This window comes from Microbacterium oxydans (assembly GCF_026559675.1).
Classification (GTDB): Bacteria; Actinomycetota; Actinomycetes; order Actinomycetales; family Microbacteriaceae; genus Microbacterium; species Microbacterium oxydans_D.
This window is the reverse complement of the sequence record NZ_CP092891.1, coordinates 3,588,328-3,614,163: the sequence shown is the minus strand read 5'-3', so window position 1 is coordinate 3,614,163 and position 25,836 is coordinate 3,588,328. Positions and strand designations below refer to the sequence as shown.

The 25,836-nt window shown below is 70.1% G+C and carries 28 protein-coding genes; 17 read left to right on the top strand and 11 right to left on the bottom strand.

Annotation, left to right across the window (positions count from 1 at the left end; translation table 11 throughout):
* Positions 1–14: 14 nt before the first annotated feature.
* Complete coding sequence (locus MME74_RS17485; protein ID WP_267416386.1) at positions 15–368, bottom strand: helix-turn-helix domain-containing protein; 354 nt, start codon at positions 366–368, stop codon at positions 15–17.
* A gap of 266 nt (positions 369–634) precedes the next feature.
* Positions 635–1,516 (bottom strand): hypothetical protein, encoded by an 882-nt coding sequence (locus MME74_RS17480; protein WP_267416385.1) that lies wholly within the window; start codon positions 1,514–1,516, stop codon positions 635–637.
* 147 nt (positions 1,517–1,663) lie between these two features.
* On the opposite strand from MME74_RS17480, the gene MME74_RS17475 reads away from it, so the two are divergent.
* Positions 1,664–2,437, top strand: a complete 774-nt coding sequence (locus tag MME74_RS17475) for a thioesterase family protein (protein WP_267416384.1) — start codon at positions 1,664–1,666, stop codon at positions 2,435–2,437.
* A gap of 59 nt (positions 2,438–2,496) precedes the next feature.
* Here MME74_RS17475 and MME74_RS17470 read toward each other — a convergent pair whose 3' ends face one another.
* Complete coding sequence (locus MME74_RS17470) at positions 2,497–3,408, bottom strand: helix-turn-helix transcriptional regulator (RefSeq protein WP_267416383.1); 912 nt, start codon at positions 3,406–3,408, stop codon at positions 2,497–2,499.
* Between the two features lie 130 nt (positions 3,409–3,538).
* Between MME74_RS17470 and MME74_RS17465 the strand changes: the two genes are divergently transcribed.
* On the top strand, positions 3,539–4,417 hold the full coding sequence (locus tag MME74_RS17465) for an aldo/keto reductase (protein ID WP_267416382.1): 879 nt from the start codon (positions 3,539–3,541) through the stop codon (positions 4,415–4,417).
* Between the two features lie 45 nt (positions 4,418–4,462).
* Here MME74_RS17465 and MME74_RS17460 read toward each other — a convergent pair whose 3' ends face one another.
* Together MME74_RS17460 and MME74_RS17455 are read right to left on the bottom strand one after the other, a co-directional pair.
* Positions 4,463–4,936: a MarR family winged helix-turn-helix transcriptional regulator gene (locus MME74_RS17460; RefSeq protein WP_267416381.1), complete on the bottom strand. Its 474-nt coding sequence runs from the start codon at positions 4,934–4,936 to the stop codon at positions 4,463–4,465.
* A 41-nt stretch (positions 4,937–4,977) separates the two neighbouring features.
* On the bottom strand, positions 4,978–5,637 hold the full coding sequence (locus tag MME74_RS17455) for a GTP cyclohydrolase II (protein ID WP_267416380.1): 660 nt from the start codon (positions 5,635–5,637) through the stop codon (positions 4,978–4,980).
* A gap of 128 nt (positions 5,638–5,765) precedes the next feature.
* Here MME74_RS17455 and MME74_RS17450 point away from each other — a divergent pair, with 128 nt between their 5' ends.
* Positions 5,766–6,785, top strand: a complete 1,020-nt coding sequence (locus MME74_RS17450; RefSeq protein WP_267416379.1) for a zinc-dependent alcohol dehydrogenase family protein — start codon at positions 5,766–5,768, stop codon at positions 6,783–6,785.
* Here MME74_RS17450 and MME74_RS17445 read toward each other — a convergent pair.
* Positions 6,775–7,686 carry a DMT family transporter gene (locus MME74_RS17445; protein ID WP_267416378.1) on the bottom strand — a complete coding sequence of 304 codons (912 nt, stop codon included), beginning with the start codon at positions 7,684–7,686 and terminating at the stop codon, positions 6,775–6,777. The two genes, MME74_RS17450 and MME74_RS17445, sit on opposite strands and share 11 nt — an antisense overlap.
* A gap of 95 nt (positions 7,687–7,781) precedes the next feature.
* On the opposite strand from MME74_RS17445, the gene MME74_RS17440 reads away from it, so the two are divergent.
* Complete coding sequence (locus MME74_RS17440) at positions 7,782–8,621, top strand: sulfurtransferase (protein ID WP_267416377.1); 840 nt, start codon at positions 7,782–7,784, stop codon at positions 8,619–8,621.
* Here MME74_RS17440 and MME74_RS17435 read toward each other — a convergent pair.
* Positions 8,609–9,538 carry a hypothetical protein gene (locus tag MME74_RS17435; protein WP_267416376.1) on the bottom strand — a complete coding sequence of 310 codons (930 nt, stop codon included), beginning with the start codon at positions 9,536–9,538 and terminating at the stop codon, positions 8,609–8,611. The two genes, MME74_RS17440 and MME74_RS17435, sit on opposite strands and share 13 nt — an antisense overlap.
* A 305-nt stretch (positions 9,539–9,843) precedes the next feature.
* Here MME74_RS17435 and MME74_RS17430 point away from each other — a divergent pair, with 305 nt between their 5' ends.
* The 3 genes from MME74_RS17430 to MME74_RS17420 all read left to right on the top strand — a co-directional run bounded on the left by MME74_RS17430 (position 9,844) and on the right by MME74_RS17420 (position 12,360).
* Entirely contained in the window at positions 9,844–10,497 is a 654-nt protein-coding gene (locus MME74_RS17430; protein ID WP_267416375.1) for an acyl-CoA synthetase, read from the top strand.
* Positions 10,494–10,850 (top strand): hypothetical protein, encoded by a 357-nt coding sequence (locus tag MME74_RS17425; RefSeq protein WP_267416374.1) that lies wholly within the window; start codon positions 10,494–10,496, stop codon positions 10,848–10,850. The genes MME74_RS17430 and MME74_RS17425 overlap by 4 nt, the downstream gene beginning before the upstream one ends.
* A gap of 76 nt (positions 10,851–10,926) precedes the next feature.
* Complete coding sequence (locus MME74_RS17420; RefSeq protein WP_267416373.1) at positions 10,927–12,360, top strand: MFS transporter; 1,434 nt, start codon at positions 10,927–10,929, stop codon at positions 12,358–12,360.
* Positions 12,361–12,412: 52 nt separating this feature from the next.
* Here the strand turns inward: MME74_RS17420 and purB are convergent, their stop codons facing one another.
* Complete coding sequence (purB, locus tag MME74_RS17415) at positions 12,413–13,795, bottom strand: adenylosuccinate lyase (RefSeq protein WP_267418610.1); 1,383 nt, start codon at positions 13,793–13,795, stop codon at positions 12,413–12,415.
* 23 nt (positions 13,796–13,818) lie between these two features.
* Positions 13,819–14,268 carry a low molecular weight protein-tyrosine-phosphatase gene (locus MME74_RS17410; RefSeq protein ID WP_267418609.1) on the bottom strand — a complete coding sequence of 150 codons (450 nt, stop codon included), beginning with the start codon at positions 14,266–14,268 and terminating at the stop codon, positions 13,819–13,821.
* Between the two features lie 209 nt (positions 14,269–14,477).
* Here MME74_RS17410 and MME74_RS17405 point away from each other — a divergent pair, with 209 nt between their 5' ends.
* From MME74_RS17405 to MME74_RS17390, 4 genes are read left to right on the top strand one after another with little or no spacing between them, the layout of a single operon-like run.
* Complete coding sequence (locus MME74_RS17405; RefSeq protein WP_267416372.1) at positions 14,478–14,741, top strand: hypothetical protein; 264 nt, start codon at positions 14,478–14,480, stop codon at positions 14,739–14,741.
* On the top strand, positions 14,738–16,054 hold the full coding sequence (locus MME74_RS17400) for a hypothetical protein (protein ID WP_267416371.1): 1,317 nt from the start codon (positions 14,738–14,740) through the stop codon (positions 16,052–16,054). Before MME74_RS17405 ends, MME74_RS17400 begins: the two co-directional genes overlap by 4 nt.
* A gap of 44 nt (positions 16,055–16,098) precedes the next feature.
* Positions 16,099–16,317, top strand: a complete 219-nt coding sequence (locus tag MME74_RS17395; protein WP_267416370.1) for a type II toxin-antitoxin system VapB family antitoxin — start codon at positions 16,099–16,101, stop codon at positions 16,315–16,317.
* Positions 16,314–16,715 carry a PIN domain nuclease gene (locus tag MME74_RS17390; RefSeq protein ID WP_267416369.1) on the top strand — a complete coding sequence of 134 codons (402 nt, stop codon included), beginning with the start codon at positions 16,314–16,316 and terminating at the stop codon, positions 16,713–16,715. The genes MME74_RS17395 and MME74_RS17390 overlap by 4 nt, the downstream gene beginning before the upstream one ends.
* Positions 16,716–16,723: 8 nt before the next feature.
* Here MME74_RS17390 and MME74_RS17385 read toward each other — a convergent pair whose 3' ends face one another.
* Positions 16,724–17,128, bottom strand: coding sequence for a phage holin family protein (locus MME74_RS17385; RefSeq protein ID WP_267416368.1), 405 nt, complete (start codon positions 17,126–17,128; stop codon positions 16,724–16,726).
* Between the two features lie 119 nt (positions 17,129–17,247).
* On the opposite strand from MME74_RS17385, the gene MME74_RS17380 reads away from it, so the two are divergent.
* From MME74_RS17380 to MME74_RS17365, 4 genes are all read left to right on the top strand, one after another.
* A complete protein-coding gene (locus MME74_RS17380; RefSeq protein ID WP_267416367.1) occupies positions 17,248–18,315 on the top strand; it encodes a histidinol-phosphate transaminase in 1,068 nt (355 codons plus the stop codon).
* 116 nt (positions 18,316–18,431) lie between these two features.
* Positions 18,432–19,574, top strand: coding sequence for a thiamine pyrophosphate-dependent dehydrogenase E1 component subunit alpha (locus MME74_RS17375; protein WP_267416366.1), 1,143 nt, complete (start codon positions 18,432–18,434; stop codon positions 19,572–19,574).
* An 11-nt stretch (positions 19,575–19,585) separates the two neighbouring features.
* Positions 19,586–20,551, top strand: a complete 966-nt coding sequence (locus MME74_RS17370) for an alpha-ketoacid dehydrogenase subunit beta (protein ID WP_267418607.1) — start codon at positions 19,586–19,588, stop codon at positions 20,549–20,551.
* A 28-nt stretch (positions 20,552–20,579) separates the two neighbouring features.
* The gene (locus MME74_RS17365; RefSeq protein ID WP_267416365.1) at positions 20,580–21,926 is read left to right on the top strand and encodes a dihydrolipoamide acetyltransferase family protein; all 1,347 of its coding nucleotides are present in this window, start codon (positions 20,580–20,582) and stop codon (positions 21,924–21,926) included.
* A 145-nt stretch (positions 21,927–22,071) separates the two neighbouring features.
* Here the strand turns inward: MME74_RS17365 and MME74_RS17360 are convergent, their stop codons facing one another.
* Positions 22,072–22,935 carry a LysR family transcriptional regulator gene (locus tag MME74_RS17360; RefSeq protein ID WP_267416364.1) on the bottom strand — a complete coding sequence of 288 codons (864 nt, stop codon included), beginning with the start codon at positions 22,933–22,935 and terminating at the stop codon, positions 22,072–22,074.
* Between the two features lie 301 nt (positions 22,936–23,236).
* On the opposite strand from MME74_RS17360, the gene MME74_RS17355 reads away from it, so the two are divergent.
* Positions 23,237–24,169 (top strand): dihydrodipicolinate synthase family protein, encoded by a 933-nt coding sequence (locus MME74_RS17355; protein ID WP_267416363.1) that lies wholly within the window; start codon positions 23,237–23,239, stop codon positions 24,167–24,169.
* A gap of 67 nt (positions 24,170–24,236) precedes the next feature.
* Complete coding sequence (locus MME74_RS17350; RefSeq protein ID WP_267416362.1) at positions 24,237–25,781, top strand: ABC transporter substrate-binding protein; 1,545 nt, start codon at positions 24,237–24,239, stop codon at positions 25,779–25,781.
* Positions 25,782–25,836: the final 55 nt, after the last annotated feature.

Here is a 25,836-nt window from a genome sequence, read left to right as displayed (position 1 = left end):
CGAGTGCGGGCAGCTCAGGCGGCGAGGGCGAAGGTGCCGCGCGCGGCGGACACCGACACCACGGCGGACACCGGCACCGACCGCAGCTCGTCGGCCACGGCGCTCGTCAGCTCGATGAGGCTCGTGTCGAGGGCGCCGGCGATCGCGGCGATCATCTCGCTGGACGGCTCCTTCAGCCCGCGTTCGACCTCGGAGAGGTACTGGGGCGAGACGCCGGCCTTCTCGGCCGTCTCGCTCAGCGTCTCCTCGCGGTCGTGGCGTCGGCGACGCAGCTGGTCGCCGAGCAGCTGACGCCACAGCGGCTCGGGGTCGCCGGGCTGCGGACGGGCGGGACGAGGGGAGCGCGGGAACGGGACGATGTCGGCCATGCCTCACGATAATCCGCGGCCTTCACAGGGTTCGAGCGGTTCTGCTCAGAGCAGAACCCGTGCGCGACACCCTCCGCCCGTCGCCGTTCACGCGGCGGGAACAGGTGCGTGAACGGACTGCTGGTACGTTTCTGCGCGCCGGTGGCGGTTGGGGCTGCGACCGGCACACGCCCGACTGGGGCTGGCGCGCAGGGGAAGGGCGAGGGGCGAGGCAGAGGAGGGACGTTTCGCTCCCCGCTCCTCCGTGCCGCATCGCGTCGGCGCCGTCACCACTCCCACATCAGCGTGACCGTGCCGGGGCCGAAGGCGAACTCCGCATGCGTGACCCCCGCGCCGTTGAGCGTCACCGCGTGGGTGCGCGAGGTGTCGCCGGATTCGACGAGCACCCGGCATCGCCGCGGCAGACGCTGCGGGTCGAAGCGCAGATGCACCAGGATCTCGGCCTGACGGCGCGGGGCCACGACCGTGAATCCCTTCTCCGGCACCGAGCCCTCCGGCGCGATCGACTCCCGCTCGGTGAGCGCCAACTCGCCCTTGCGGAGCGGCGCGCTCAGCTGGAGAGTGGCCCGGACGAGCTGCTGGTCGAGGTCGATCCGTGCGTCGACGAGGTCGCAGCCGAGGATGCCGCGGATCTCGGGCGGCGCGGAGTCGGCCGGGTTCAGTCCGTAGAAGACGGTCGCGCGGCGTGCGCCGTCTCGATGCGCCTGCCAGAGCGTGCGGTTCACCGTGCGCGTGATCCTGCTCCCGGCGTCGATGTCGATGAGGAGCGATCCCGACCGCTCCAGCAGCTCGGGCGTCGGCTCGGTCGTGAACGGACTGTTCGGCAGATCGGTCAGCGAGGCGTATGTCCGATGCAGGCTCGGCGGGATGCGACGGGAGGGGCCCAGCGTGTCGGTGAGGGTCCCGGGGTCCAGCAGCAGCAGGTGCTCCAGCTCGCGGATGGCGTCGAACGACGTGTCCTTCTCCGGACGCCGCGCACCGGACTGCCACATGGAGAGCGTGGCGACGCTGAGCTCGTATCCCCGATCCCGCAGCCGTCCGCGGAGCATCCGCAGGGAGTGTCCGCGCCGCTTCACGGCCCGTCGCAGCGTCGACGCGAAGTCGGCGATCTCGCTCCCCGATCCGCCGCTGTCCGCACCGCCCTGCACGTGCGGGAGGTCGTCGTGGTCGATGGCTCCTCCAGGTCATCGGGGCAGTGAGCGCCGGTGCCCTCCGCGGGAGACACATGCTATCCCTGCGGCTCCGCCAGGCCAACCGTCGGGAGGCGACATGCCGTGCCGCGTTACGATCCGAGGGTGACCGCGTACTTCGAGAGGCTCTCCGCGACCGAGTTCCGTGCCACGGCTGCCGTGCAGGGCGCCTGGAACACCGCCGAGCAGCACATCGCCCCCACGATCGGACTGCTCGCGCACCTCGTGGAGGTCGATCGCGACGCGCGCCGTGACGATGCGCTGACGCTGGGGCGGGTCTCGTACGACATCCTCGGCGTGCTGCCCATCGACGTGGTCGACGTCGAGATCCGGGTCATCCGTCCGGGGCGGACGATCGAGCTCGTCGAGGCCACGCTGAGCCACGACGAGCGGCCCGCCGTGATCCTCCGCGCCTGGCTGATGCAGACGACGGACACGGCCGCGATCGCCGGCGGGGCGCTGCCGGTGATGCCGCCGCTCGACGCCCACGCCGCGTGGGAGGCGGGTGCCATCTGGCCCGGAGCGTTCGTCCGCTCCGGCGACTTCCGGCATCGGCAGGAGGAGCCCGGTCGCGCATCGGCGTGGATCATGCCGCACCATCCGCTGCTGGAGGGCGAGACCGTGAGCACGACCGCGCGGGCGCTCGGCATGATCGACCTCGCGAACGGGCTGACGCCGCGCGTGCCGGTCGGGGACGCGTTCTATCCGAACGTCGATCTCACCGCGCATCTGTTCCGCACGCCGGACGCCGGCTGGATCGGCCTCGACACGACGGTGACCTTCGGGGCATCCGGGATCGGACTCACCCACACCGTCCTGAACGACGCGTCCGGTCCCTTCGGCGTCTCGATGCAGAGCCTCACCGTCCGCGCCCGCTGAGCAGCGCCGAACCGGCGGAATCGTGCGGGCTCACGGGCCCTTCCGGCCGCGTCGGGCGTTCAGAAGTCGGGTCGGCCGGCGTTGTGCTCCGGCGTAGGCTCGGGAGTGTTCGCGGCGGCGGGTGCCGCCACATCCGTCGCCGCCCAGCTGGCGAGCATCCTGAGCTTGTCGGCCGAGGCCGTCCCCGGCTCCGCCGTGTAGGTCGAGAGGTGCAGCCCGGGATCGGCGGGGAGCTCGAACGCCTCGTAGGTCAGCTCGATCTCGCCGATCACCGGATGGTTGAGACGCTTGACGCCCGAGCGGTGATAGCGGACGTTGTGTGCCGCCCACAGCGTGCGGAAGCGCTCGCTGCGCGTCGACAGCTCGCCGACCAGATCGGTGAGCCGCCGGTCGAACGGATTGCGCCCGGCCTCTCCGCGCATCGCCGCGACGAGCTCCTGGGTGTTGCGCTCCCACTCCGGGTAGAAGTCGTGCGCCGCCGGGTTCAGGAACGCGAAGCGGGCGCTGTTCGGTGCGGGCTCGGCGAACAGCGGGGCGTAGAGCGCGCGGCCCAGGGCGTTCCCGGCGAGGTAGTCGAAGTAGTTGTTGCGCAGCAGCGCCGGCGCCTCGGTCATCGCGTCGAGCAGGCGCAGGATGCTGGGGCGCAGCACCTCGGCCTTCTTCCGCGGCGTGCGCGCCAGGGGGGAGGCGTTGGCGGTGCGGGCGAGGTCGAACAGGTGCGCGGTCTCGGCGTCGTCCAGCTGGAGCGCGCGGGCGAGCGCATCGAGCACGCTGTCGGAGGCTCCGGACAGGTCGCCGCGTTCGAGGCGCGTGTAGTAGTCGACGCTGACGCCCGCGAGCAGCGAGACCTCCTCGCGGCGGAGTCCCGGCACCCGGCGGTTGCCGCCGAACACGGGCAGGCCCGCCTGGTCGGGGGTGATGCGTGCGCGCCTCGTGGAGAGGAACTCGCGCACCTCGCTGCGGGTGTCCATGACACCGACGCTACGCCGTCCGCGGGTCGCGAGGGAGGTACTGCCAGTACCCGTCGTCGAGCTCTCCGGTGGCGGAAGGGGGTGACGCCAGGCCCTCCCTCCTGCCGTCGAGCGGGCGCACACTGGAGACATGACCAAGGAACTCATCCTCAACAACGGCGTCACGATGCCGGCCCTCGGGTTCGGCGTGTACCAGGCGGCTCCGGAGGAGACGGTGGATGCCGTCGCCACCGCGCTCGAGACCGGCTACCGCCTCATCGACACCGCGGCGGCCTACGGCAACGAGCGCGAGGTGGGCGAGGCACTCCGCCGCGTCGGCATCCCGCGCGACGAGGTCTTCCTCGAGACGAAGGTCTGGATCAGCGACTACGGGTACGACGAGACCCTGCACGCCTTCGAGAAGTCGACCGGCAAGCTGGGCGTCGACCAGCTCGACCTGCTGATCCTGCACCAGGCCCTTCCGACGCGGTTCGACCTCACGGTGGGCGCGTACCGGGCGCTCGAGAGGCTGCTCGCCGACGGGAGGGTCGCCGCCATCGGTGTGAGCAACTTCATGGTCGAGCACCTGGACCGCCTCGCCGCGGAGACGAGCATCATCCCGGCGGTCAATCAGATCGAGGCGCACCCCTACTTCTCGCAGCGCGCGGTGCAGGAGGCGGATGCCGCCGTCGGCACGGTCACCCAGGCCTGGTCGCCCATCGGCGGGATCACCGCGTACCGCCCCGACGGCGCCTCCGCGTTCGAGGACGAGACGCTCCGGGCGATCGGCGCCGCGCACGGCAGGACCCCCGCCCAGGTGATGCTGCGCTGGCACCTGCAGCAGGGCCGCTCCGCGCTGCCGAAGTCGGTGCGTCCGGCCCGCATCGCCGAGAACTTCGACGTGTTCGACTTCGAGCTCACGGACGCGGAGCTGTCGTCGATCGACGCGCTCGACACCGGCGTGCGCCGGGGCCCCGCGCCCGAGGACGTGACTCTCGAGGCGTTCGGCCGCCCCATCCCCGAGGCGTGAGCAGGGCCCGAGGCGTGAGCAGGACCCGAGGCGTGAGCCGATCGCCTACAGGGCCGCGGTCACCCCGGGCAGCAGCTTGCCGAGGATGCCGCTCAGCTGCGCGCGCTCCTCGGGGGTGAGCGGGTCGAGCACCAGCTCGCGCACCTGCTCGACGTGCACGGGCGCCGCCGTCCGCAGCATCTCCCGGCCCTCGGGGGTGAGCGCGGCGGAGAGGGTGCGCTTGTCGGTGCTGCACGATGTGCGCTCGACCCAGCCGCGCTCCTCGAGGGAGTCGAGTGCGTGGCTGAGGCGGGAGCGGCTGAGCCCGGCGATGCGGGCGAGCTCAGTCATGGTGACGACGCCCTCGCCCTGCCCGGCCAGCGTGACGAGGATCGCGTAGCGCGCGTGGTTGAGCCCGACCTCCTCCTTCAGGGTGCGGTCGAGCACCTGGGGCAGCAGCTGGACGAACCGGATGACGGGGAGCCACGTCTCCATCTCGGTGTCGTCGAGTCGACGCGGATGCTGCTGCTCCGCCGTCATGATGTCCTCCTGGAGCGTCAGGCCGGGTGTCAGTCCGGGTGTCACGCCGCCGACAGGTCGAGCGTGTGCGCGGTGTGGTCCCGCTTGGCCTGCAGGTAGCGGGAGTTCGACTCCGACAGGTGCACCTCGGTGCGGACCCGCTCCGTGACGCGGATGCCGAGTGCCTCGAGCTGCACGGCCTTGTCGGGGTTGTTGCTCAGCAGGCGGATGCCGTCCACGCCGACCGCGTTCAGCATCTGGGCGGCGACGGTGTAGTCGCGCTCGTCCTCCCCGTGGCCCAGGGCGACGTTCGCCTCGTAGGTGTCGAGCCCCGCGTCCTGCAGGGCGTAGGCGTCGAGCTTGGCGTACAGGCCGATGCCGCGACCCTCCTGGCGCAGGTAGAGCAGGAATCCGCCCTCGTCGGCGATGCGCTCGACGGCCTCGCGCAGCTGGGGGCCGCAGTCGCAGCGCTCCGAGCCGAAGACGTCTCCGGTGAGGCACTCGCTGTGCGGGCGCACCAGCGGCGCGTCTCCGCCGTCGGTCGCGCGTTCGAGCGCAGCGCGCCAGTCGCCGAGTCCGAGGAGCAGGTGCTCGCGGCCGTCGACGAGGCCGTCGAAGGTGACGACGTCCGCGGTGGTGGAGAAGCCGTCGCCGAAGCGCAGCGGCACGCGGACGCGGGTGCGCTCCGTGGCGACCGGAGCGACGGTTGAAGTTTCAATCATGCCGGGTGCAACGCGCGATCCCGCCGAGTATTCCCGGATGGGCCGATCTCGAAGGGGTTCCCTCAGTACCTCCCATCCGTCGCGGAATCGGTGTGGACTGGACGTACACGACAGAAGGAGCATCAGGAATGCGCGGAGTAGTCATGTACGCCCCCGGCGACGTCAGGGTCGAGGAGCGCGAGAAGCCCACCATCACCCGGCCGACGGATGCCGTCATCCGCATCGCCGCGACGTGCATCTGCGGGTCGGACCTGTGGCCGTACCGCGGCGCGAACGAGGTCGATCACGCCCCGATGGGCCACGAATACGTCGGCGTGGTCGAGGAGATCGGCGCCGAGGTGCAGACGCTGAAGGTCGGCGACTTCGTCGTCGGCTCGTTCATGGCGTCCGACAACACGTGCGAGATCTGCCGGGCCGGCTACCAGTCCCGCTGCGTGCACGTCGTGCCGATGGGCCGCTACGGGACGCAGGCGGAGTACTCGCTCATCCCGCACGCCGACGGCACCCTGGTCGTCACGCCCGGGCAGCCCGATGCGGACCTGATCCCCTCGCTGCTCGCCGCCTCCGACGTCCTCGGCACGGGATGGTTCGCAGCGGTCGCCGCCGAGGTCGGACCGGGCAAGACCGTCGCGGTCGTCGGCGACGGGGCCGTGGGTCTGCTCGGCATCCTGGCGGCCCGGGAGCTCGGCGCCGAGCGCATCATCGCGATGAGCCGGCACGCCGACCGGCAGGCGCTGGCCCGCGAGTTCGGCGCCACCGACATCGTCGAGGAGCGCGGGGATGCGGGAGTGGCGCGGATCAAGGAGCTGACGAACGGCCTCGGCGCCCACTCGGTGATCGAGGCGGTCGGCACGCAGGAATCGATGATGCAGGCGATCCGCTCGACCCGTGCGGGCGGCCATGTCGGCTTCGTCGGCGTCTCGCACGATGTCGCACTGCCCGGTGAGGAGCTGTTCTTCTCCGGCGTGCATCTGCACGGCGGGCCCGCCCCGGTGCGCCGCTTCCTCCCGGAGCTGATCCAGCTCATCTGGGATCGGAAGATCGACCCCGGCAAGGTCTTCGACCTCACCCTCCCGCTGGAGGAGGCCGCCGAGGGCTACCGGGCCATGGACGAGCGCCGCGCCACGAAGGTCCTGCTCACGGTCTGACGTCCGGGCCCGTCGCGTCCCGTGTCCGCCGCCGCACGAGCTTCAGCTCGCTGGCCAGGATGCCGAGCACGACGAGCGCCCCGCCGATCAGCGCCGTCAGCGGCAGGCGCTCGCCGGCGATGCGTCCGATCACCCCGGCCCACACCGGCTCGCCCGCGTAGATGATGGTCGCGCGCGTGGGGGAGACCGACTTCTGCGCCCAGTTCATCGTCAGCTGGATCAGGCAGCTCGCCGCGCCCAGCCCGACCGCGCAGCCGACCCAGATCCAGGAGAACTCGGGGACGCCCTCGCCGGCGACGGGCATGGTGAGGATGCCGAGCACGCCGGCGGTCAGCAGCTGCACGACCGTGATGCGGCCGAGGTCGATCTTCCCCGCGAACAGGCTGATCAGGATGATCTCGGCCGCGATGGGAAGCGTGCTGATCATGGTGGCGATCTCGCCCGCGCCGAGCGTCAGGGAGAAGGCGTCGGGGCCGGCGATGAGCAGGAGTCCGAGGAAGGCGAGCCCCGCGCCCACGAAGGCCATGACGGGCGGGCGCTTGCGGAACACCGCCCACTGCGCGAACGGCACCAGGGGCACGTACATCGCGGTGATGAAGGCGGAGGTGCTGCTGTCGATCGTCTGCAGACCGAGCGTCTGGAGGCCGTAGCCGAGGTAGATCATCACGCCGATCGCAGCTCCGGCGCCGATGTCGCGCCAGCGGATGCCGCGCAGGACGCGGCGGAAGATCACCATGCTGATCAGCCCTGCCACGAGGAACCGCACCCCGACGAAGAACCACGGCCCGGAGTGCTCCATCGCCCAGTGCACGAGCAGGAACGTGCCGCCCCACACCGCGGTGATCGCGATGAGCGCGGCCTCCTGCGGGCGGAAGCGCATCCAGCGGAGACGTGAGGGCATCGCGGCCCTTTCTCGACGTTGCCGGGTCGAGCCTAACGTGACGCGGGAAGACGGCGAGGCGCCGGATGCCGCGATCGACTCGGTAGCCTCGCAGCATGAGCGACTTCGTGAGTGCGGCCGAGCTGAACGACCTCCTGACCCAGGGTGCGCCGGTGCGCGTGCTCGACGTGCGCTGGCGCCTGGATCGTCCGGAGGCCGGACACGGCGACTACCTCACCGGGCACATCCCCGGCGCGGTGTTCGTTTCGCTCGACGGCGAGCTGTCCACGCACGGCGACCCGTCGGAGGGGCGGCATCCGCTCCCCTCGACCGAGAAGCTCCAGGCGGCCGCCCGCCGCTGGGGCCTCCGCGACGGCGACACGGTCGTGGCGTACGACGACTCCAAGGGCATCTCCGCTGCCCGCGCCTGGTGGCTGCTGCGCCAGGCCGGTGTCGACGTGCGCGTCCTCGCCGGCGGCATCCGGGGCTGGCAGGCCGCGGGGCTCGAGGTCGCGACGGATGACGTGAGCCCGGAGCCGGGCGACATCGTGCTGGAGGAGATCGGTCGCGATGCCCTGTCGATCGACGAGGCCGCCGCGTTCCCCGAGTCCGGCGTGCTGCTCGACGTGCGTGCGCCCGAGCGCTACCGCGGCGAGACCGAACCGCTCGACCCGGTGGCCGGCCACATCCCCGGAGCCCGCAACCTCCCGACCCTGCTGCACCTCGACCCCGAGGGGCGGATCCTCGACCCGGAGACGGTGCGCAAGACCTTCGCCGACGTGGGTGTCACCCCTGGCACGCCCGTCGCCGCGTACTGCGGTTCGGGTGTGACGGCCGCCCACACCGCACTGATCCTGCACGAGGTCGGCATCGAGGCGAAGGTGTTCCCGGGCTCGTGGAGCCAGTGGTCGAACTCTCCCGGTCGTCCGGTCGCGACGGGTGATCAGCCCGGCTGATCGGCGGAGTCCCGCGGGCCGTAGCCCCAGCGCAGCTCCAGCGTCCCGGGACCGAAGGCGCGGCGCACCTGATGCACGGAAGTGCCGCGGGTGAGCGACACCGGGGTGACGGTCACCCCGTCCGGCGTCTCGACGACCTCCTCGCACCAGTCGGGGAGGGCATCCGGATGGAAGCGCGTCCACACCAGCAGCTCGCGGCACTTCTGCGCCAGCGCGTGGCCGGTGTCGCGCGTCGGCGGGTAGTCCGGCGGGTACGCGACCGACCACTCGACCATCGCGGTGTCCGGTGCGGTCAGCGGCACGTCGAGCTCGAACAGCATGCCGTGCACCTCGCCGTCGGGATGCGAGTAGTGCGCGGCGGCGCGTCCTCCGGACACGGCGTCCAGGAAGGGCGCGGGCGTGCGGACGCCGGGCGTGATCTCGAGGAACGGGATCGCCGTGATCGTGCCGACCGTGGACTGCACGATGCTGCGGGTGATGCTGCGGGTGACGTTGCCGTCGGGGCCGACGTCCGTCACGGAATGGGTCGTGAGCTCGCGCGAGGTGTCCGGGTACGTCGCGCCGAGGGAGCGGAAGGCGTGCATCACCGCGCGCTCGAGCTCCTCCTCGTCGATCGGGAACCGGTTCGGCCCGAGCGGGCCCGTCCGATTGGTGGGGCCGAGGTGGCGTCGCAGCGCGCCGACCTCGAGCCCGAGGAGCTCCTCGATGTCGATCAGCGCCGCGAGCGACTGGGCGCCCTCAGGGCGTCGGGCGCCCGAGCGCCAGTAGCTCAGCGTCGCCATCGACACGCGGTTGCCGCGGGTGGAGAGCTGCTGCTGCAACCAGGACAGGGTCACATCCCTGGCGTTCACCGCGTCACGCAGCGCGCCGGCGAAAGTGTCGGACCCGGACCTGCGCTCGTCATATTCGTCACTCATCACAGCCCCCGTCCGGTATGTGAAGCGAACCGCCCTAAAGTGAGCTTACGACCGCATGCGCAAACCTCAGGGGACCGGGTGGGCACGTGGGGTCACTTGGCCGTCGTCGCGGGCAGGGTGCCCGATCCTGCGACTGACCGGCCTGACGCAGTGATGCCCCCTTGCTGCGTATGTCGTGAAGCCCGGCAATCGATCTGGGGAGATCCGCCGGGCTTCACGAAACCCTCCTCCGCCCGCCGCCGGGCGATACCGCTCCGCGCCCCCGCGTAGACTGGGAGGAACACCCCGGAGGACTCTGGACCGTCATGTCTGCCCCTGCTCGCGCATTCACCATGCGCCACGTGCAATTGCTGCGCGCCCTGTTCGCCGCGGTCGCCGCGCTGATGATCACGTTCTCGTCGGACCACTCCGCACCGGTCGGCCTCGCCGTCTTCAGCGGCTTCGTCTTCGTGACCGCCCTCGTGCAGGCACTCGCCGCCTGGCTGGTCCTTCCGGCGGGGTCGCGCTGGTCTTACGTGCTGCTCGCGGCGCTCGGCGTCGTCGCCGGCATGGTGAGCGGCATCCCGGCCTGGCGCTCGGATGACCTGTTCTTCTTCGTGGTCTCGGTGTGGGCGATCGTCAGCGGAGGCATCGAGCTCCTCGCCGGCATCCGCGCACGCCGCACCGGCGACACCCTGGCGCGCGACGCGATCACGGTCGGCGCGCTGGGCATCCTGCTCGGCATCGTCCTGCTGCTGATCCCGGCCGGCTTCCTGCAGGAGTACACGATCGAGAAGGCCGGCACCTTCGTGCTGTCCGGCATCATCCTCGGCGTCGGGATGTTCGGCGGCTATGCCGCGATCGTCGCGGTGTTCCTCGGCATCGCCGGGCTGACGCCGAAGCGGGTGGATGCCGCCACCGCGGCCCCCGAATCGAATCACGGCACCGCACCGGCGGAGCATGGAGGAGAGCAGCGATGAGCGACGAGAAACCCACCCGTCGGGACATCCTGCGCCCCCTGCACCTGCTGGGGATCGCCCTGGCCTGCGGCATCTTCGCCATGATCGTCACGCTCGTCTCGACCGGTGCCTTCACCGCGCGGGTCAACGCGTCGATCGCGAACGGCACCTACGACGGGCTCACCCCGGTCGCCCTGGGGCTCGTGGTCGGAGGCGGGGCGTTCATCGTCACGCTGCTGGTCCTGGCGATGCTGATCCTCGCCGTCGACCCCGCCGACGTCACCAAGACCATCGATCGCCCGGTGCTGTACGACCCGGAGCCCGAGGGCGAGACCCCCGACTCCGAGGAGCCCGGTCGCACCTCCTCCTCGTGACCGACGGGCGGGCCGACCGCGGCGGTCTTCCGGGTGCTTCCGGAATATCGGCGACGCGCAACCGCTTGTCCCTGAGGTGACTGCCTCCGTCGACCGCACCTCCATCGGACTCCGGTCGAAGCGAGGGCCGATCCTCGGCGCGCTGATGCTCGCCACCGGACTCATCGCCATCGACGCCACCATCCTGGCCACCGCGGTTCCGAGCATCGTCCGCGACCTCGGCAGCTACCAGCAGTTCCCGTGGCTGTTCTCGGTGTACCTCCTGGCGCAGGCCGTGAGCGTGCCCATCTACTCGCGGTTCGCCGACACCGTGGGCCGCAAGCCGATCATCCTCCTCGGCATCGCCCTGTTCCTGCTCGGGTCGGTGCTCTGCGGATTCGCGTGGAGCATGCCCGCGCTGATCGCCTTCCGCATCGTCCAGGGCCTCGGCGCCGGCGCGGTGGCCCCCATGGCGATGACCATCGTCGGCGACATCTACACGGTCGCGGAGCGCGCGAAGGTGCAGGGCTACATCGCGAGCGTGTGGGCGATCTCCTCCGTCGTCGGTCCCGCCCTCGGCGGCGTCTTCGCGCAGCTCGACGCCTGGCGCTGGATCTTCTGGGTGAACATCCCTCTCTGCCTGATCGCCGCGTGGATGCTCCTGCGCAAGTACACGGAGGAGAAGCAGACGCACCGGCATCGGATCGACTACGCGGGCGCCGTGCTCCTCACGGTCGGGCTGACCGGTCTGATCCTCGGGATGCTGGAGGGCGGGAACGCCTGGGCCTGGGTCTCGGTCCAGAGCGCGCTGTGCTTCGGGGTCGGCCTCGTGGCGCTCGCGCTCTTCGCCGTCGTCGAGCGCCGTGCCGCGGAGCCGATCGTCGACCTCCGCCTCGCGGCCCGACCGCTCATCCTCACCACCACGCTCGTGTCGCTCGGGGTGGGCGCGCTCATGATCGGGGTCACCAGCTTCGCCCCCGCCTACCTCGAGGGCTCGCTCGGGATCGCTCCGCTGCTCTCGGGCCTGGCCGTCGCCGCCCTCACGCTCGGGTGGCCCATCGCCGCGGCGAACGTCGGCCGCCTGTACCTGCGCATCGGATTCCGCCGCACCACGCTGATCGGCATGAGCATCGCCAGCGTCGCCGCGATCGTCCTGGCCTCGGTGTCGTCGTGGCCGAACCCCTACGTGATGGCGCTGATCGCGTTCGTGCTCGGCTTCGGACTCGGATGGAGCGCCGCGCCGACCCTCATCGCCGCGCAGTCCTCGGTGGGCTGGGGCGAGCGGGGCGCCGTGACCGGCATGAACGCGTTCGCGCGCTCGGCGGGGAGCGCCGTGGGCGTCGCGGTGTTCGGGGCGATCTCGAACGCGGTCATCGCGCAGGGCGCCGGGCCCGACGACCCCGACACGATCATCCACGCCTCGGTCTGGGTGTTCGTCGCGGTCGCCGTGACCGCCGTGCTCACCCTGCTGGCCGCCGCCTTCATGCCGAAGGACACCGTGGAGGCGCACTCCGGGGAGCCCGCGCCCTAGCCCCCCGTGCACTCGGCGATCGTGCCGGAGTGCAGCGGGGGCGGAACCCGGGTCAGCGGGCGAGGCGCTCCGCGATGCCCGTGTAGGTCGCGGGGGTGAGCGCGAGCAGACGCTGCTTGGCGGCGTCGCCGATCTCGAGACCCTGCACGAACTCGGCGAGGTCGGCCGCGCCCACACGGTGACCGCGCGTCAGCTCCTTGAGCAGCGCGTACGGGTCCGTGATCGTGGATCGTCCGGCGACGACCTCGGCGCGGATGACCGTCTGGATGGCCTCGGCGAGCACCTCCCAGTTCACGTCGAGGTCGGCCAGCAGCACGTCGCGCGACAGCGAGATCGCGTTCAGGCCGCGGCACAGGTTGTCGAGCGCGAGCAGCGAGTGCCCGAACGCGACGCCGATGTTGCGCTGCGTGGTGGAGTCGGTGAGGTCGCGCTGCAGGCGGCTGGTGACCAGCGTCTGGCCGAGCGAGGCGAGCAGGGCACCCGAGATCTCGAGGTTGGCCTCGGCGTTCTCGAAGCGGATCGGATTGATCTTGTGCGGCATCGTCGACGACCCGGTGGCCCCGGCGACAGGGATCTGCGCGAAGTAGCCGAGCGAGATGTAGGTCCAGATGTCGGTGGCGAGGTTGTGCAGGATGCCGCCGGCGTGACGGACGCGGTCGTAGAGCTCGACCTGCCAGTCGTGCGACTCGATCTGGGTGGTGAGGATGTTGAAGCCGAGCCCCAGGCCCTCGATGTACTCGCGGGCGATGGTCGGCCAGTCGGCGTCGGGGTCGGCCGCGAGGTGCGCCGACCAGGTGCCGGTCGCGCCGGAGAACTTCGCCAGGTAGTCGGAGGCGGCGATCTGGCCGCGCACGCGCTCGAGGCGCCAGGCGAAGACCGCGAGCTCCTTGCCCATGGTCGAGGGCGTGGCGGGCTGGCCGTGCGTGCGGGACAGCATCGCGGCGTCGGCATGCTCGACCGCCAGCTCGCGCAGCTTCGCGATCACGGTGTCGAGGGCCGGGAGCCAGACCTCCTCGACCGCGCGCTTCACGGTCAGGGCGTAGGAGGCGGAGTTGATGTCCTCGCTCGTGGCGGCGAAGTGCGTGAGCTCGGCGATGCCGTCGAGCCCGAGGGTCGAGAGCCGGTCGCGCACCAGGTACTCGATCGCCTTCACGTCGTGCTGCGTGACGGCTTCCTTCTCGGCGAGCCAGTCGATCTCGGCCTGGCCGAAGTCGCGGTACAGCGCGCGCAGACGCTCCTTGTCGGCGTCTGACAGCGGGGAGGTCTCGAACAGCGAGCGGTCGGTGAGGGCGATCAGCCACTCCACCTCGACCTCGACGCGAGCCCGGTTCAGGCCCGCCTCGGACAGGAAGTCGGCGAGTCCGGTGACGGCGCCGCGGTAGCGACCGTCGAGAGGGCTCAGGGGCTGCGGCGGGAGCGAGGGCTGGAAAGTCAGGGGAGTCCTCCTGATCGGGCCCCTCAGATGCGGGGCGTGCGGGGGAGACGCAGAGCGGGTTCGAGCTGGCGGAACAGGCCCCGAGTCGCCGCCTCAATCATACCGAGCACGGAATCGAACATGTCCGTGCCCGCGTAGTAGGGATCGGGCACGTCGTGGGTCGAGGCGTTCGGGTCGAAGGCCAGCAGGAGCGTGACCTTCCCCTCCTCGTCTTCGTCGTGCGCCCACTCCCGCAGGATGCGCTCGTGCGTGCGGTCGAGGGCGACCACGAGGTCGTTGTCGGCGAAGGTCGCGGCGGTGAACTGCCGGGCGCGGTGCTGCGAGCCGTCGTAGCCGCGGCGGGCCAGGGAGTCGATCGTGCGGTGATCGGCGCGTTCGCCGAGGTGCCAGTCGCCCGTGCCGGCGCTGCGCGAGACGATGCGCGAGCCGAGTCCCTGGCGTTCGGCGAGGTCGCGGAACACGATCTCGGCCATGGGAGAGCGGCAGATGTTCCCCGTGCAGACGAAGATCACGCGGAAGGGATCCGGGGATGTCACAGATACATTCTGCCCGCCTGCGGCTCTCCTGCCCAGCGCGGACAGCCACGGGCACCGCCTCTGCACGCGCGGAAGCACCGTGAGACTCTCCACCGGTCGCGTGATCTGGGCCGCGTGAGACCCCGCACATCGCAGAGGCTGACGGCATGTTCTCCCTCGCACACGACCCCGCCGTCGCCTCTCACGAGCTCTGGATCTGGATGCTGGTCAGCGGGGAGATCGGCGCGGCCCTCTCGGCGCTGGAGCACGCCGGATCCGCCCTTGTGCCCCTCGCCGCCGACACCGACTGGGAGTCCGAGGGGCTCCGCGCCCTGCATGAGCTGCTCGGGCGGCTGCGTGACGACGCGGGTGCCGAGATCGGCGAGCTGCGGGTGCGCCAGTGGGAGCTCGACGCGGGAGCGGGCGAGTGAGCCGCGTCGTCGGTGCGAGCGCCGCCGCGTCCGCCGACGGCCTCAGCATCGATCACGGAGGGGCGATCGCGGTCGACACCGAGCAGCTGCGCGACGTCGGCGCCCGGGTGCGCGGGGTGGCGGCCCAGCTCGACGAGGCGCGCGCCGCCGTGGACCGCGCGCACGCGCTCGTCGTGTCGGAGCCGGAGCTCTTCTCGCACGTCGACGGCGGGGCGCTGCGCCGCAGCGGGGAGCGGCTCGGCTCGCTGCGTGGTGAGCTGGAGGAGGCGTGCGCGGGGACGCTCCTGATGGCGGAGGCGTTCGAGGTGGTCGAGCTGCGGGCGCGGGCCGAGGCGCTGGCCCTCACGGATGCGGTGGCGGCGGGCGTGATCCGGATCCGGCTGGCGCGGCTGCTCGCGGGCGACGAACGGATCGGGGCCATCGCCGACGGACTGGTGTCCGGTTGGGAAGGGCGTCGCTTCGAGGGGCTGGGCGATCAGTTCGACCTGGGCGGCCTGCTCCCGCCGGTGTTCATGGCCGGAGCGATCGTCGGGGGTGCGACGGGGTTCGGGAAGGTGCTGCCTGGCATGACGCTGACCGGGAGAGGCGACCCGGTGCGCGTGACCGCGGGGAAGACGTCGCGGCCGTCCGCGCTCACGAGCGTCGCCGGCGCCTTCCGTCGGCTGCCGTCGGGGAGTGCGCAGGTGGCGGTCGAGAAGTACACGATGGCCGACGGTGCGACGCGCTTCGTGACCTACCTGAAGGGCACGCAGAACGCCTCGCCCTGGCACGCGGGGCAGGCGGAGCCGTGGGACATGAAGTCGAACGTGCAGCTCTACCAGGGGCGCACCTCGGCCTCGTATCGGGCCACGCTCGAGGCGCTGGACGCCGCGGGGGCGGAACCGGGCGACCGGGTCGACGTGGTCGCCTACTCCCAGAGCGGGATGATCGCCACCCACCTGGCGATGGAGAGCGAGTACGACGTCTCGATGCAGCTGACCGCGGGGAGCCCCACCGAGTCGACGCTCGGCGACGACCAGACGCTGATCCAGCTCCGCCACACCGACGACCTCGTCTCCGGGTTGGCGGTGGGCGGCTCGGCGGCGGGGACCGGGTCGGACGACAGCTTCACCGCGAGCAGGGTCGGTGACCCGCACGACGGTTTCCAGGACCTGACGCTGCAGGCGCACGGCATCGAGACCTACATCGAGACCGCCGAGCTGGTGGATGCCTCGGACGACCCGCGCGCCGAGGCTCTCGACGACTACTGGGAGGAACTCGGCGAGGCGGTCGAGATCGAACGCACCGAGTACCACGCGGAGCGGAGGCGCTGAGCATGACTCTGACCGAGGGTGTATCCGAGGTGTACGGTCGGTGTATGGCGCGCACGAACATCGACATCGACGAAGACCTGGTGCGTGAGGTGATGCGCAGGTACAGCCTCTCCACCAAGAAGGAGGCCGTCGATCTCGCGCTCCGCCGCCTCGTCGGAGTGCCCCTGACGAAGGAGTTCCTCCTCGGCCTGCGGGGGACGGGCTGGAGCGGCGATCTCGACGCGATGCGCGACGACGCACCGGCGTCCTGGGGCGACGAGTGATCCTCGTCGACACCTCCGTCTGGATCGCCTATCTCCGCGGGACCGACTCACCGGCCGCCGAGCAGCTGAACGGGCTGATCGCCGAGGGGGCAGACCTCGCGATCACGGAACCGGTGATCATGGAGCTCCTGGCGGGCGCCGCCAGGCCGCGGGAGCGGGCGAGGGTGGAGGTGTTGACGAACGGGCTGCCGCTGATCGGGATCGACCCGGTGGGCGACTTCCGGGACGCCGCCGACCTGTACCGTGCGTCCGCGCTCAACGGGCACCCGATCCGGAGCATGACCGACTGCCTGATCGCGGCCGTGGCGATCCGCAGCGACGTGGCGCTGCTGCACGGCGATCGTGACTTCGAGTTCCTCGCGGAGGTCAGCCCGCTTCGGCTCTGTCCGACCGAGTAGCGCTCGACTCAGTCGCGGCGGGAGCTCTTGCTCTGCGGGCGCAGGATGAAGCCGAAGATGCCGTTGATCACCGAGATGATGAGCGCTGCGAGCACGCCCCACCAGAAGTCGCCGACGGTGAGGCCCCAGCCGAAGCCGCTCGTGATCCACGCGGTCAGCCACAGCAGGAAGCCGTTGATCAGGAAGCCGATCAGGCCGAACGTGATGATGTAGAGCGGGAAGGCGACGATCTTCACGACCGTGCCGATGATGGTGTTCACCAGCGCGAAGATCGCGGCCACCGCGAGCAGGGTCAGGACCAGCTGCAGGGTCTCACCGGGAGGGAACGCGGTGATCGTGACCTGCAGGGCAGGGATCAGCGTGACGACCCAGAGGGCGAAGGCGTTGACGACGACGCGGATGATGAAGCGCATAGTCCGACCAGTGTCCCACGGACGCCTGCGGGTGTCAGCCCGCGGTGTCCTCGGGGTGTGCGCGGCGATGACCTGTCCGCCCTGTTTCGGCTCCGACCGACTCTCGTAGACTCGACCTCGTGACCGAGCCGATCCTGCCCCGTATCCGTCCCGCCATCGCCGCTCTCGCGCCGTACCGCCAGGGCAAGCAGGCCGGTCCCGATGCGTTCAAGCTCTCGAGCAACGAGAACCCGTTCGATCCGCTGCCGTCGGTGGTCGAGGCGCTGCAGCGCACGACGCCGATGAACCGGTACCCGGACGCGACCGCGGCGCGCCTGCGCGAGCGACTCGGTGCGCGCTACGGCGTCGGGCCCGACCAGGTGCACGTCGCCTCCGGCAGTGTCGCGATCCTGCACCAGCTGATCCTGGCGACCGCATCCGTGGGCGACGAGGTCATCTACGCGTGGCGCTCGTTCGAGGCCTACCCGAGCCTGCCCCTCGTGGCCGGTGCGACCGGGGTTCCGGTGCCGCTCACCGCCGACTCCCGTCACGACCTCGACGCGATGGCGGATGCCGTCACCGATCGCACCCGCGCGATCATCCTGTGCACGCCGAACAACCCGACCGGCCCGATCATCACGAGCGCCGAGTTCGCCGCTTTCGTCGAGCGCGTCCCGAACGACGTCCTGATCATCCTCGACGAGGCGTACGCCGAGTTCGTGACGGCGCCCGACGCCGTCGACGGCCTCGCGGAGCGCGTGTTCGAGCAGCACCCGAACGTCGTGGTGCTGCGCACCTTCTCGAAGGCCTACGGTCTCGCCGGCCTCCGGATCGGCTACGCGATCGGGCACGAGAAGGTCCTCGACGCCGCCCGGACCACCGGCATCCCGCTGTCCGTCACGTCCGCCGCCGAGAACGCCGCGATCGCGAGCCTCGACGCCGAGGCCGAGCTGCTCGAGCGCGTCGCCGTGATCGTCGAGCGGCGCGGGCGCCTGGTGGCCGGCCTCCGCGCGCAGGGCTGGGACGTGCCGGACTCGCAGTCGAACTTCGTCTGGCTGCCGACCGGCGACCGCACCGATGCCGCGGCCGTGACCTTCGTCGAGAACGACCTCATCGTGCGGCCGTTCTCGGGCGACGGCATCCGCATCTCCGTCGGCGAGGAAGACTCGATCGCGCGCGTGCTCGAGGTCGCGGCCACGCTCCGCTGAGTCGCCCCCGCGCCCGGCCTCGGGCGGTTTCCCGCGGTTTTCTCCGGTTTCCGGGCAGTTACAAGGGCGTCCTAGGTATGCGTGACCAAGCATGCGGGCGCGGGTAGCGTGAGAGCGTGACCACCTCCGAGACACCCCTTGTGAGCGTTCTGGACGAGACCGGACGGTACGCCCCGTCCGCCGCCGCTGAACGATACCTTCCCCTGATCGAAGCGATCGGCGACGCGGAACTCGAGCAGTTCTACCGGGACATGGTCGTCATCCGCGCGATCGACACCCAGGCGACCAACCTGCAGCGGCAGGGGCAGCTCGCGCTGTGGCCGCCGAGCCGTGGGCAGGAGGCGGCGCAGGTCGGCTCCGGCCGTGCCGCCCGCGCGCAGGACACGATCTTCCCCTCCTACCGCGAGCACGCCGTCACGCGCATCCGCGGCGTCGACCCGCTCGACATCATCAAGCTGATGCGCGGCGTCTCGCATGGCGGCTGGGATCCCACCGACCCGAAGAACGGGAACACCCGCCTCTACACGCTCGTGCTCGGCTCCCAGGTGCTGCACGCCGCCGGTTACGGGATGGGCCTCGCCTTCGACGGCCGCACCGGCACCGGCGCCCTCGACCGCGATGAGGCCGTCATCGTCTACTACGGCGACGGCGCCTCCAGCCAGGGCGACGTGCACGAGGCGATGGTCTTCGCCGCGAGCTACCAGGCGCCGACCGTCTTCTTCCTGCAGAACAACCACTGGGCGATCTCGGTGCCGGTGTCCACGCAGTCGCGCGTGCCGCTGGTGCAGCGCAGCGCCGGCTACGGCATCCCCAGCGTCCGGGTCGACGGCAACGACGTGCTCGCGAGCTATGCGGTCTCCCGCGTCGCGCTCGACGACGCCCGCAGCGGCGGAGGCCCCCAGGCGATCGAAGCCGTCACGTACCGACTCGGCGCGCACACCACGAGCGACGACCCCACGAAGTATCGCGGCAGCGACGAAGAGCAGTACTGGGCCGGACGCGACCCCATCGTCCGCATGCGGGCGTTCCTCGAGGGGCGCGGCGCCTCGGCGCAACTCTTCGCCGACGTCGAGGCCGAGGCGGCGGATGCCGCCGAGGACCTGCGTGCTCGCACCGTCGAGCTCGGACCCCCCAGCCCCGACAAGATGTTCGACCACGTGTACAGCGAGCCGCATCCGCTGATCGATCAGCAGAAGGCCTGGCGCGCACGGTACGAGGCCTCGTTCGAGAACGCCTCGGTCGAAGGAGGAGTCCGGTGACCCTGGAGACGATGCCGCTCAGCAAGGCGCTGAACGCGGGGATGCGCAAGGCGATGGAGGACGACCCGAAGGTCCTGCTCATGGGCGAGGACATCGGCAAGCTCGGTGGCGTCTTCCGCGTGACGGAGCATCTGCAGCGCGACTTCGGCGACCGCCGGGTGCTCGACACCCCGCTGGCTGAATCCGGGATCGTCGGCACCGCGATCGGCATGGCGATGGTCGGCTACCGCCCGGTCATCGAGATCCAGTTCGACGGCTTCGTGTTCCCGGCGTTCGACCAGATCACCACGCAGCTCGCGAAGCTCACCAACCGGCACGAGGGCGCGATCAGCATGCCCATCGTGATCCGGATCCCCTACGGCGGGCACATCGGCGCCGTGGAGCACCACCAGGAGAGCCCGGAGGCGTACTTCGCGCACACCCCCGGCCTGCGCGTGGTCTCGCCGTCGACGCCCAACGACGCCTACTGGATGATCCAGGAGGCGATCGCCTCGAACGACCCCGTGATCTTCATGGAGCCGAAGAGCCGCTACTGGCAGAAGGGCGAGGTCGAGCTCGACGCCTCCGCCGTGCCGCTGCACTCCTCGCGGGTCGTCCGTACCGGCAGCGACGTGACACTGGTCGGACACGGCGCCATGGTCACGACGCTGCTGCAGGCCGCGGCGCTCGCCGAGGCCGAGGGCACGAGCTGCGAGGTCGTCGACGTCCGTTCGCTGTCGCCGGTCGACTACGAGCCCATCCTCGACTCGGTGCGCAAGACCGGACGCATGGTCTACGCGCAGGAGGCCCAGGGCTTCGGCAGCATCGGCGGTGAGATCGCGGCGACCGTCATGGAGCGCGCGTTCTATGCGCTCGAGGCTCCCGTGCTGCGCGTCTCCGGGTACGACACCCCGTTCCCGCCGGCGAAGCTCGAGGGCGCCTACCTCCCGGATGCCGACCGCATCCTCGAGGCCGTCGACCGCTCCCTCGCCTACTGACATCCCCGCTCGGCCGAAAGGACTCGTCATGAGCACGCAGAACTTCAATCTCCCCGACGTCGGAGAAGGACTGACCGAGGCCGAGATCGTGGCCTGGAAGGTCGCCCCCGGTGACACGGTCGCGATCAACGACGTGGTCTGCGAGATCGAGACGGCCAAGTCGCTCGTCGAGCTGCCGTCGCCGCATGCCGGTGTGGTGGGCGAGCTGCTCGTCGAGGAGGGCGCGACGGTCGAGGTCGGCACGCCCATCATCACGTTCGTGACCGAGCCCGCTGCGGGTGCACCGGCTGCTCCGGCCCCCGCCGCTCCTGCTGCGGAGGAGGGCGGCGGCTCGGTGCTGGTCGGCTACGGCACGGGCGGCGGCGCCACCTCGCGCCGCAAGCGTCCGGCCGAGCGTCCGGTCCGCTCCTCGGTGGGTGTGATCGCGAAGCCGCCGATCCGCAAGCTCGCCCGCGACCTCGGCGTCGACCTCACGACGGTCGCCGCGACGGGTGCCGACGGCGAGGTCACCAGGGACGACGTCATGAAGCATGCGTCGCAGGCGAGCGTCTTCCGCAACATCGAGACCCCCGAGTGGGGAGCCGTGCGCGAGGAGACCGTGCCGGCGCCGCAGGCCGCACCGGCCGGACTCGCACGCGGCCTCACCGCGACCCGGCCCTCTGCCGCCGGCGACGACCGCACCGAGTCGATCCCGGTCAAGGGTGTGCGCAAGGCCACGTCTTCGGCGATGGTGCAGAGCGCGTACTCCGCTCCGCACGTGACGGTGTGGAAGGAGATCGACGCCAGCCGCACGATGGAGCTCGTGAAGCGCCTCAAGGCCTCGCCCGACTACGCCGACATCCGGGTCTCGCCGCTGCTGATCATGGCCCGCGCCGTGATCTGGGCCGCCCGCCGTACCCCGATGGTGAATGCCGCCTGGATCGAGACGGAAGCCGGCGCCGAGATCGCCGTGCGTCACTACGTGAATCTCGGCATCGCCGCCGCCACCCCGCGGGGCCTGCTGGTGCCGAACATCAAGGACGCGCAGGACCTCGGCATGAAGGACCTGGCGCGGGCGCTGAACCGTCTGACGCTCACGGCGCGCGAGGGCAAGACCCCGCCGGCCGATCAGCAGGGCGGCACCATCACGATCACGAACATCGGTGTGTTCGGGATGGATGCGGGCACCCCGATCATCAACCCCGGCGAGGCCGGCATCGTGGCGATGGGCACCATCAGCCAGAAGCCGTGGGTCGTCGACGGCGAGGTGCGTCCACGCTGGGTGACCACGGTCGCCGGATCGTTCGACCACCGTGTGATCGACGGCGACGGCATGAGCCGCTTCATCGCCGATGTCGCCTCCGTGCTCGAGGAGCCCGCGCTGCTCGTGGACTGAGGTCCAGCGCCCTCGCTCTTCTCAGAGGTCTCCCGGCACGAAGAAGAGTCCGGATGCCTCCGTGCGGGCCGGCTTGTCTCGCGACTGGGCCGTCACGGTCAGCTTCTTCGCCAACTTCATCGGTGCCGTGCCGCCGACCAGCGAGTCACGGCAGCAGGTCGCGGCCGATCAGGCGCAGACCGGCCTCCAGCCGTGAAGCGGCCTCGGTGGCCTTGCTCCCGCGGATGAGGACGGTGTCGACCCGGCCGAGTGACGGGAGGTTCCACGACGACGGCGTGGGTTCGAGGTCAGACGGCATCATGCCGGACGCCATCACGCCGATCCCGAGTCCGGAGCGGATGGCCGCGAGCTGGCCGTTCACGCCTCGCACGACGTTCGTGATGCGCCAGGCGATCCCACGGTCGTCCAGCGCCGCGATCGAGTGATTGCGGAGGAAGCTGGAGCGCGGATACGCGACGAGCGGCAGCGGCCGCTGCTCCAGCCTCGCCGCCGGATGCATCACCCACGAGATCTCCTCGGAGCGCAGGACGTCGAGACAGTCGTCCTGGGGCATCCGCTTGATGAGCGCCAGATCGAACTGGCCGCCCCGCAACCGTCGATACAGCGGTCCGCTCTGCCCGACGGTGATCTCGACCTTGACGTGGGGGTTGCGGAGCCGGAAGCCGCGGAGCGCATCGCCGAGGCGCGGACTCGCCGCGATGTCGTCGGTCACGGCCAGTCGAGCGATTCCGGCCGAGACGCTGGGGCGGAAGTGGTCGTTCACGGCGGTGTGCGCGGCGAGGACGTCACGGGCGAGTCGCGCGAGTTCCTCTCCGGCCGGAGTCAGGGTCACGGTCGGCTTCGGTCCGCGGGTGCGCGCGAACAGCGACTCGCCGATCTCCTGCTCCAGCGACGCGATCTGGTTGCTGACGGTCGACGGGCTGACCTCCGCCCGCTCTGCGGCCCTCGCGAAGCTCAGGGTCTCGGTGAGATGCAGAAAAGTTACAAGACTCGTCAGCGGGAGATTCATCGTCTCTCCAATCCTTGCCAAAGGTGGATAAGCGTTACGCAATGTTTTGCTCCTTAGAACTATGACCTCTCCGATGGCTTCCCGGCAAGGGAAAGCACCTCGAATTGACCCGAATAGTGAACTCGACACCGCTCGTCATTCCAACGGTAAGTCACGGCATCAGCAGCGGTCTCCCGGGTGTTTGCGGGACTTTTCGCGATTGACGAAGCCCCATGTCGGGTGACACAGTATCGCCGACACACAAAAACCGTGCGGCGCACGCTAATTGGAAAATGTGCCGCGAATGAGAGGAGAGCGCTCGATGCCGAGCACTCAGGAAATGCTGCTGACGAATCAGGTGTGGCCGGTCATGCTGACGCCGATGAACGCCGATCGGACGATCGACTGGCGTGGCGTCGACGAGATCACAGACTGGTACATCGAGCACGGCATCACCGGGCTGTTCACGAACTCGCGCTCCAGCGAGGTCGAGTTCCTGTCCGCGGATGAGCGCGTGCGACTCGCGGAGCGGGTCGTCGCTCGTGCAGACGGGAGGGCTGCCGTCGTCGCGACCGGCACCTATGGCGGCTCGGCGGAGGAGGAGATCGACTCCATCAAGCGCATCGCCGACGTCGGTGCGGACGCGGTCATCATCCTCACGAACCACCTCGGCAACCAGGCCGCGTCCGAGGCGACGTGGACGGGCAAGCTCGAGAGCATCGTCGACGGCACCGGCGACATCAAGCTCGGATTCTACGAGTGCCCGACGCCATGGAAGCGCCTCATCCCGGCGAACGTCTTCCGCTGGGCTGCGGAGACCGGACGATTCGTGTTCCACAAGGACCTGACCTTCGACCCGCAGGACATGCAGGACAAGATCGATGCCGCACGGGGGACGGATCTCCGCATCTACAACGGTGAGATCACCTCGACCTACCAGTCGATCATCGCCGGCGCCCACGGTCACTCGGGCTACGCCTCGAGCCTGAACCCGGACCTCATGGTCTGGCTGTGCGCCAACGCTCACCGCGACGACGAGCAGGTCAGGACCGTCCAGCGCATCATGAGCATCTTCGAGCGCATGATCAACCTCGCCTATCCGAGTTCGGCGAAGCAGCTGCTCGCCGCGACCGGCCAGCTCGACATCACGGCGACCAGCCGCATGCCGGGCGCGTACCCTCTCGGCGCGCACGACTTCGACTCCCTGACCGACATGGTCGAGCTGATCGAGTCGCTGAAGCTCGACCTCCGCTGAGCACGGCGGTCCGGCGGTCGCCCGCCGCCGGACCGCACCCCACCCACACGACAAAGGAGTCCTGATCATGAGAAACCCTCGCGCCCGTCGGGCGGTCCAATCGATCGCTGCTCTGGCAGCCGCCTTGGCGCTCGTCGTCGGCTGCGCCGGCGGTACGAACACTACCGACGGCTCTTCTTCGACCACCGGATCAACGGACAAGCTCACGCTGGCCGTCACGATCGACAGCGGCTCCTGGGAGCCGGCGCTGCTGCAGAACGGACACCAGGCGCAGTACTGGAACGCCGTGTACGACACGCTGCTCCACATGGAGTCCGATGCGTCGATCGTTCCGGGAATGGCCGAGAAGTGGGAGTACAACGACGACAACACCGTGCTCACCCTCACCCTCCGCCCCGGCATCACGTTCACCGACGGGGCGAAGTTCGACGCCGAGGCCGTCAAGGCCAACATCTTCAACCTGAAGAACGGCACCGGTCAGAACGCGGTCATGATGAAGTCCGTCGACGACGTGGTGCCCGTCGACGAGCTGACGGTGGAATTGCGTCTGAGTGCTCCCGACCCCGCGCTGCTCACCTACCTGACGCTCGCGGGCGGAGTCATGGGCAGCCCCGCTGCACTGGGCACCGATGCGATCACCACGACCCCGGTCGGATCGGGCCCCTACGTGCTGGACGCCGCCGCGTCCGAGCCCGGCGTACGTTTCGCCTTCACGCGCAACGACGACTACTGGGACCAGGAGTCGTACCCGTACGACAACCTCGAGCTCGTCGTGATGAACGAGCTCACGGCGCGGGTCAACGCGCTGCGCTCCGGTCAGGTGCAGGGCATCGCCGCCGACGGCTCCGTCGTCCAGGAGGCGAAAGGTGCGAACCTCGACGTCTACGAGTGGCCGCTCAATCGACGCGGACTGTATCTCGCCGATCGCGACGGCACCGTCGTCCCGGCGCTGAAGGACGTCCGTGTCCGTCAGGCAATCAATTACGCGATCGACGCGGACGGGATCCTCGAGGGGATCCAGCTCGGTTTCGGTGAGAGGTCGAACCAGGTCTTCAACCCCACATCGGTCAATTACCTGCCCGAGCTCAACGACCTCTATCCGTACGACCCAGAGAAGGCGAAGGAGCTGCTCGCCGAGGCAGGCTACGCCGACGGGTTCGAGGTCGTGATGCCGGAGAGCGCCGGCGAGAAGTCGAATCCGATCGTCGAGCAGCAGCTCGCCGAGGTGGGCATCACCGTGAAGTGGGTGAAGGTCGATCCGACGAACTACGTCGCCGAGGTGCAGTCGGGCAAGTACGGCATGTTCTGGATGTCGAACTCCACGGCGGAAGCCTGGTGGGACATGAGCAAGCAGATCCCCGCCGACGCTCCGTGGAACCCGTTCTCGACCTCGACGCCCGAGCTCGATGCCCTGATCGCGGAGGCCCGTGGTGCGTCCGGCGACGCCTACGCCGACGCGATGAAGGACATCAATCGCTACGTCGTCGAGAACGCCTGGTTCGACATCTGGTACCTCGAGAACGTGATCTACCTCGCGTCTCCCGAGGTGGAGGTCTCGGTGCATCCGATGAACGTCGTCCCCTTCATCAAGGACTTCCGTCCCGCCGACTGAGACGTGCCGGCGGATCCCCCCGCGGGGTCCGCCGGCTCTCGCCCTCGAAAGGACC

What these genes read in the sequence shown, in the direction of transcription:
- MME74_RS17485 (WP_267416386.1), bottom strand. Translation starts at nt 368, where the DNA reads ATGGCCGACATCGTCCCGTTCCCGCGCTCCCCTCGTCCCGCCCGTCCG.
- MME74_RS17470 (WP_267416383.1), bottom strand. Translation starts at nt 3,408, where the DNA reads ATGGACACCCGCAGCGAGGTGCGCGAGTTCCTCTCCACGAGGCGCGCA.
- MME74_RS17465 (WP_267416382.1), top strand. Translation starts at nt 3,539, where the DNA reads ATGACCAAGGAACTCATCCTCAACAACGGCGTCACGATGCCGGCCCTC.
- MME74_RS17460 (WP_267416381.1), bottom strand. Translation starts at nt 4,936, where the DNA reads ATGACGGCGGAGCAGCAGCATCCGCGTCGACTCGACGACACCGAGATG.
- MME74_RS17455 (WP_267416380.1), bottom strand. Translation starts at nt 5,637, where the DNA reads ATGATTGAAACTTCAACCGTCGCTCCGGTCGCCACGGAGCGCACCCGC.
- MME74_RS17450 (WP_267416379.1), top strand. Translation starts at nt 5,766, where the DNA reads ATGCGCGGAGTAGTCATGTACGCCCCCGGCGACGTCAGGGTCGAGGAG.
- MME74_RS17445 (WP_267416378.1), bottom strand. Translation starts at nt 7,686, where the DNA reads ATGCCCTCACGTCTCCGCTGGATGCGCTTCCGCCCGCAGGAGGCCGCG.
- MME74_RS17440 (WP_267416377.1), top strand. Translation starts at nt 7,782, where the DNA reads ATGAGCGACTTCGTGAGTGCGGCCGAGCTGAACGACCTCCTGACCCAG.
- MME74_RS17435 (WP_267416376.1), bottom strand. Translation starts at nt 9,538, where the DNA reads ATGAGTGACGAATATGACGAGCGCAGGTCCGGGTCCGACACTTTCGCC.
- MME74_RS17430 (WP_267416375.1), top strand. Translation starts at nt 9,844, where the DNA reads ATGTCTGCCCCTGCTCGCGCATTCACCATGCGCCACGTGCAATTGCTG.
- MME74_RS17425 (WP_267416374.1), top strand. Translation starts at nt 10,494, where the DNA reads ATGAGCGACGAGAAACCCACCCGTCGGGACATCCTGCGCCCCCTGCAC.
- MME74_RS17410 (WP_267418609.1), bottom strand. Translation starts at nt 14,268, where the DNA reads ATGGCCGAGATCGTGTTCCGCGACCTCGCCGAACGCCAGGGACTCGGC.
- MME74_RS17405 (WP_267416372.1), top strand. Translation starts at nt 14,478, where the DNA reads ATGTTCTCCCTCGCACACGACCCCGCCGTCGCCTCTCACGAGCTCTGG.
- MME74_RS17395 (WP_267416370.1), top strand. Translation starts at nt 16,099, where the DNA reads ATGGCGCGCACGAACATCGACATCGACGAAGACCTGGTGCGTGAGGTG.
- MME74_RS17385 (WP_267416368.1), bottom strand. Translation starts at nt 17,128, where the DNA reads ATGCGCTTCATCATCCGCGTCGTCGTCAACGCCTTCGCCCTCTGGGTC.
- MME74_RS17370 (WP_267418607.1), top strand. Translation starts at nt 19,586, where the DNA reads ATGCCGCTCAGCAAGGCGCTGAACGCGGGGATGCGCAAGGCGATGGAG.
- MME74_RS17365 (WP_267416365.1), top strand. Translation starts at nt 20,580, where the DNA reads ATGAGCACGCAGAACTTCAATCTCCCCGACGTCGGAGAAGGACTGACC.
- MME74_RS17360 (WP_267416364.1), bottom strand. Translation starts at nt 22,935, where the DNA reads ATGAATCTCCCGCTGACGAGTCTTGTAACTTTTCTGCATCTCACCGAG.
- MME74_RS17355 (WP_267416363.1), top strand. Translation starts at nt 23,237, where the DNA reads ATGCCGAGCACTCAGGAAATGCTGCTGACGAATCAGGTGTGGCCGGTC.
- MME74_RS17350 (WP_267416362.1), top strand. Translation starts at nt 24,237, where the DNA reads ATGAGAAACCCTCGCGCCCGTCGGGCGGTCCAATCGATCGCTGCTCTG.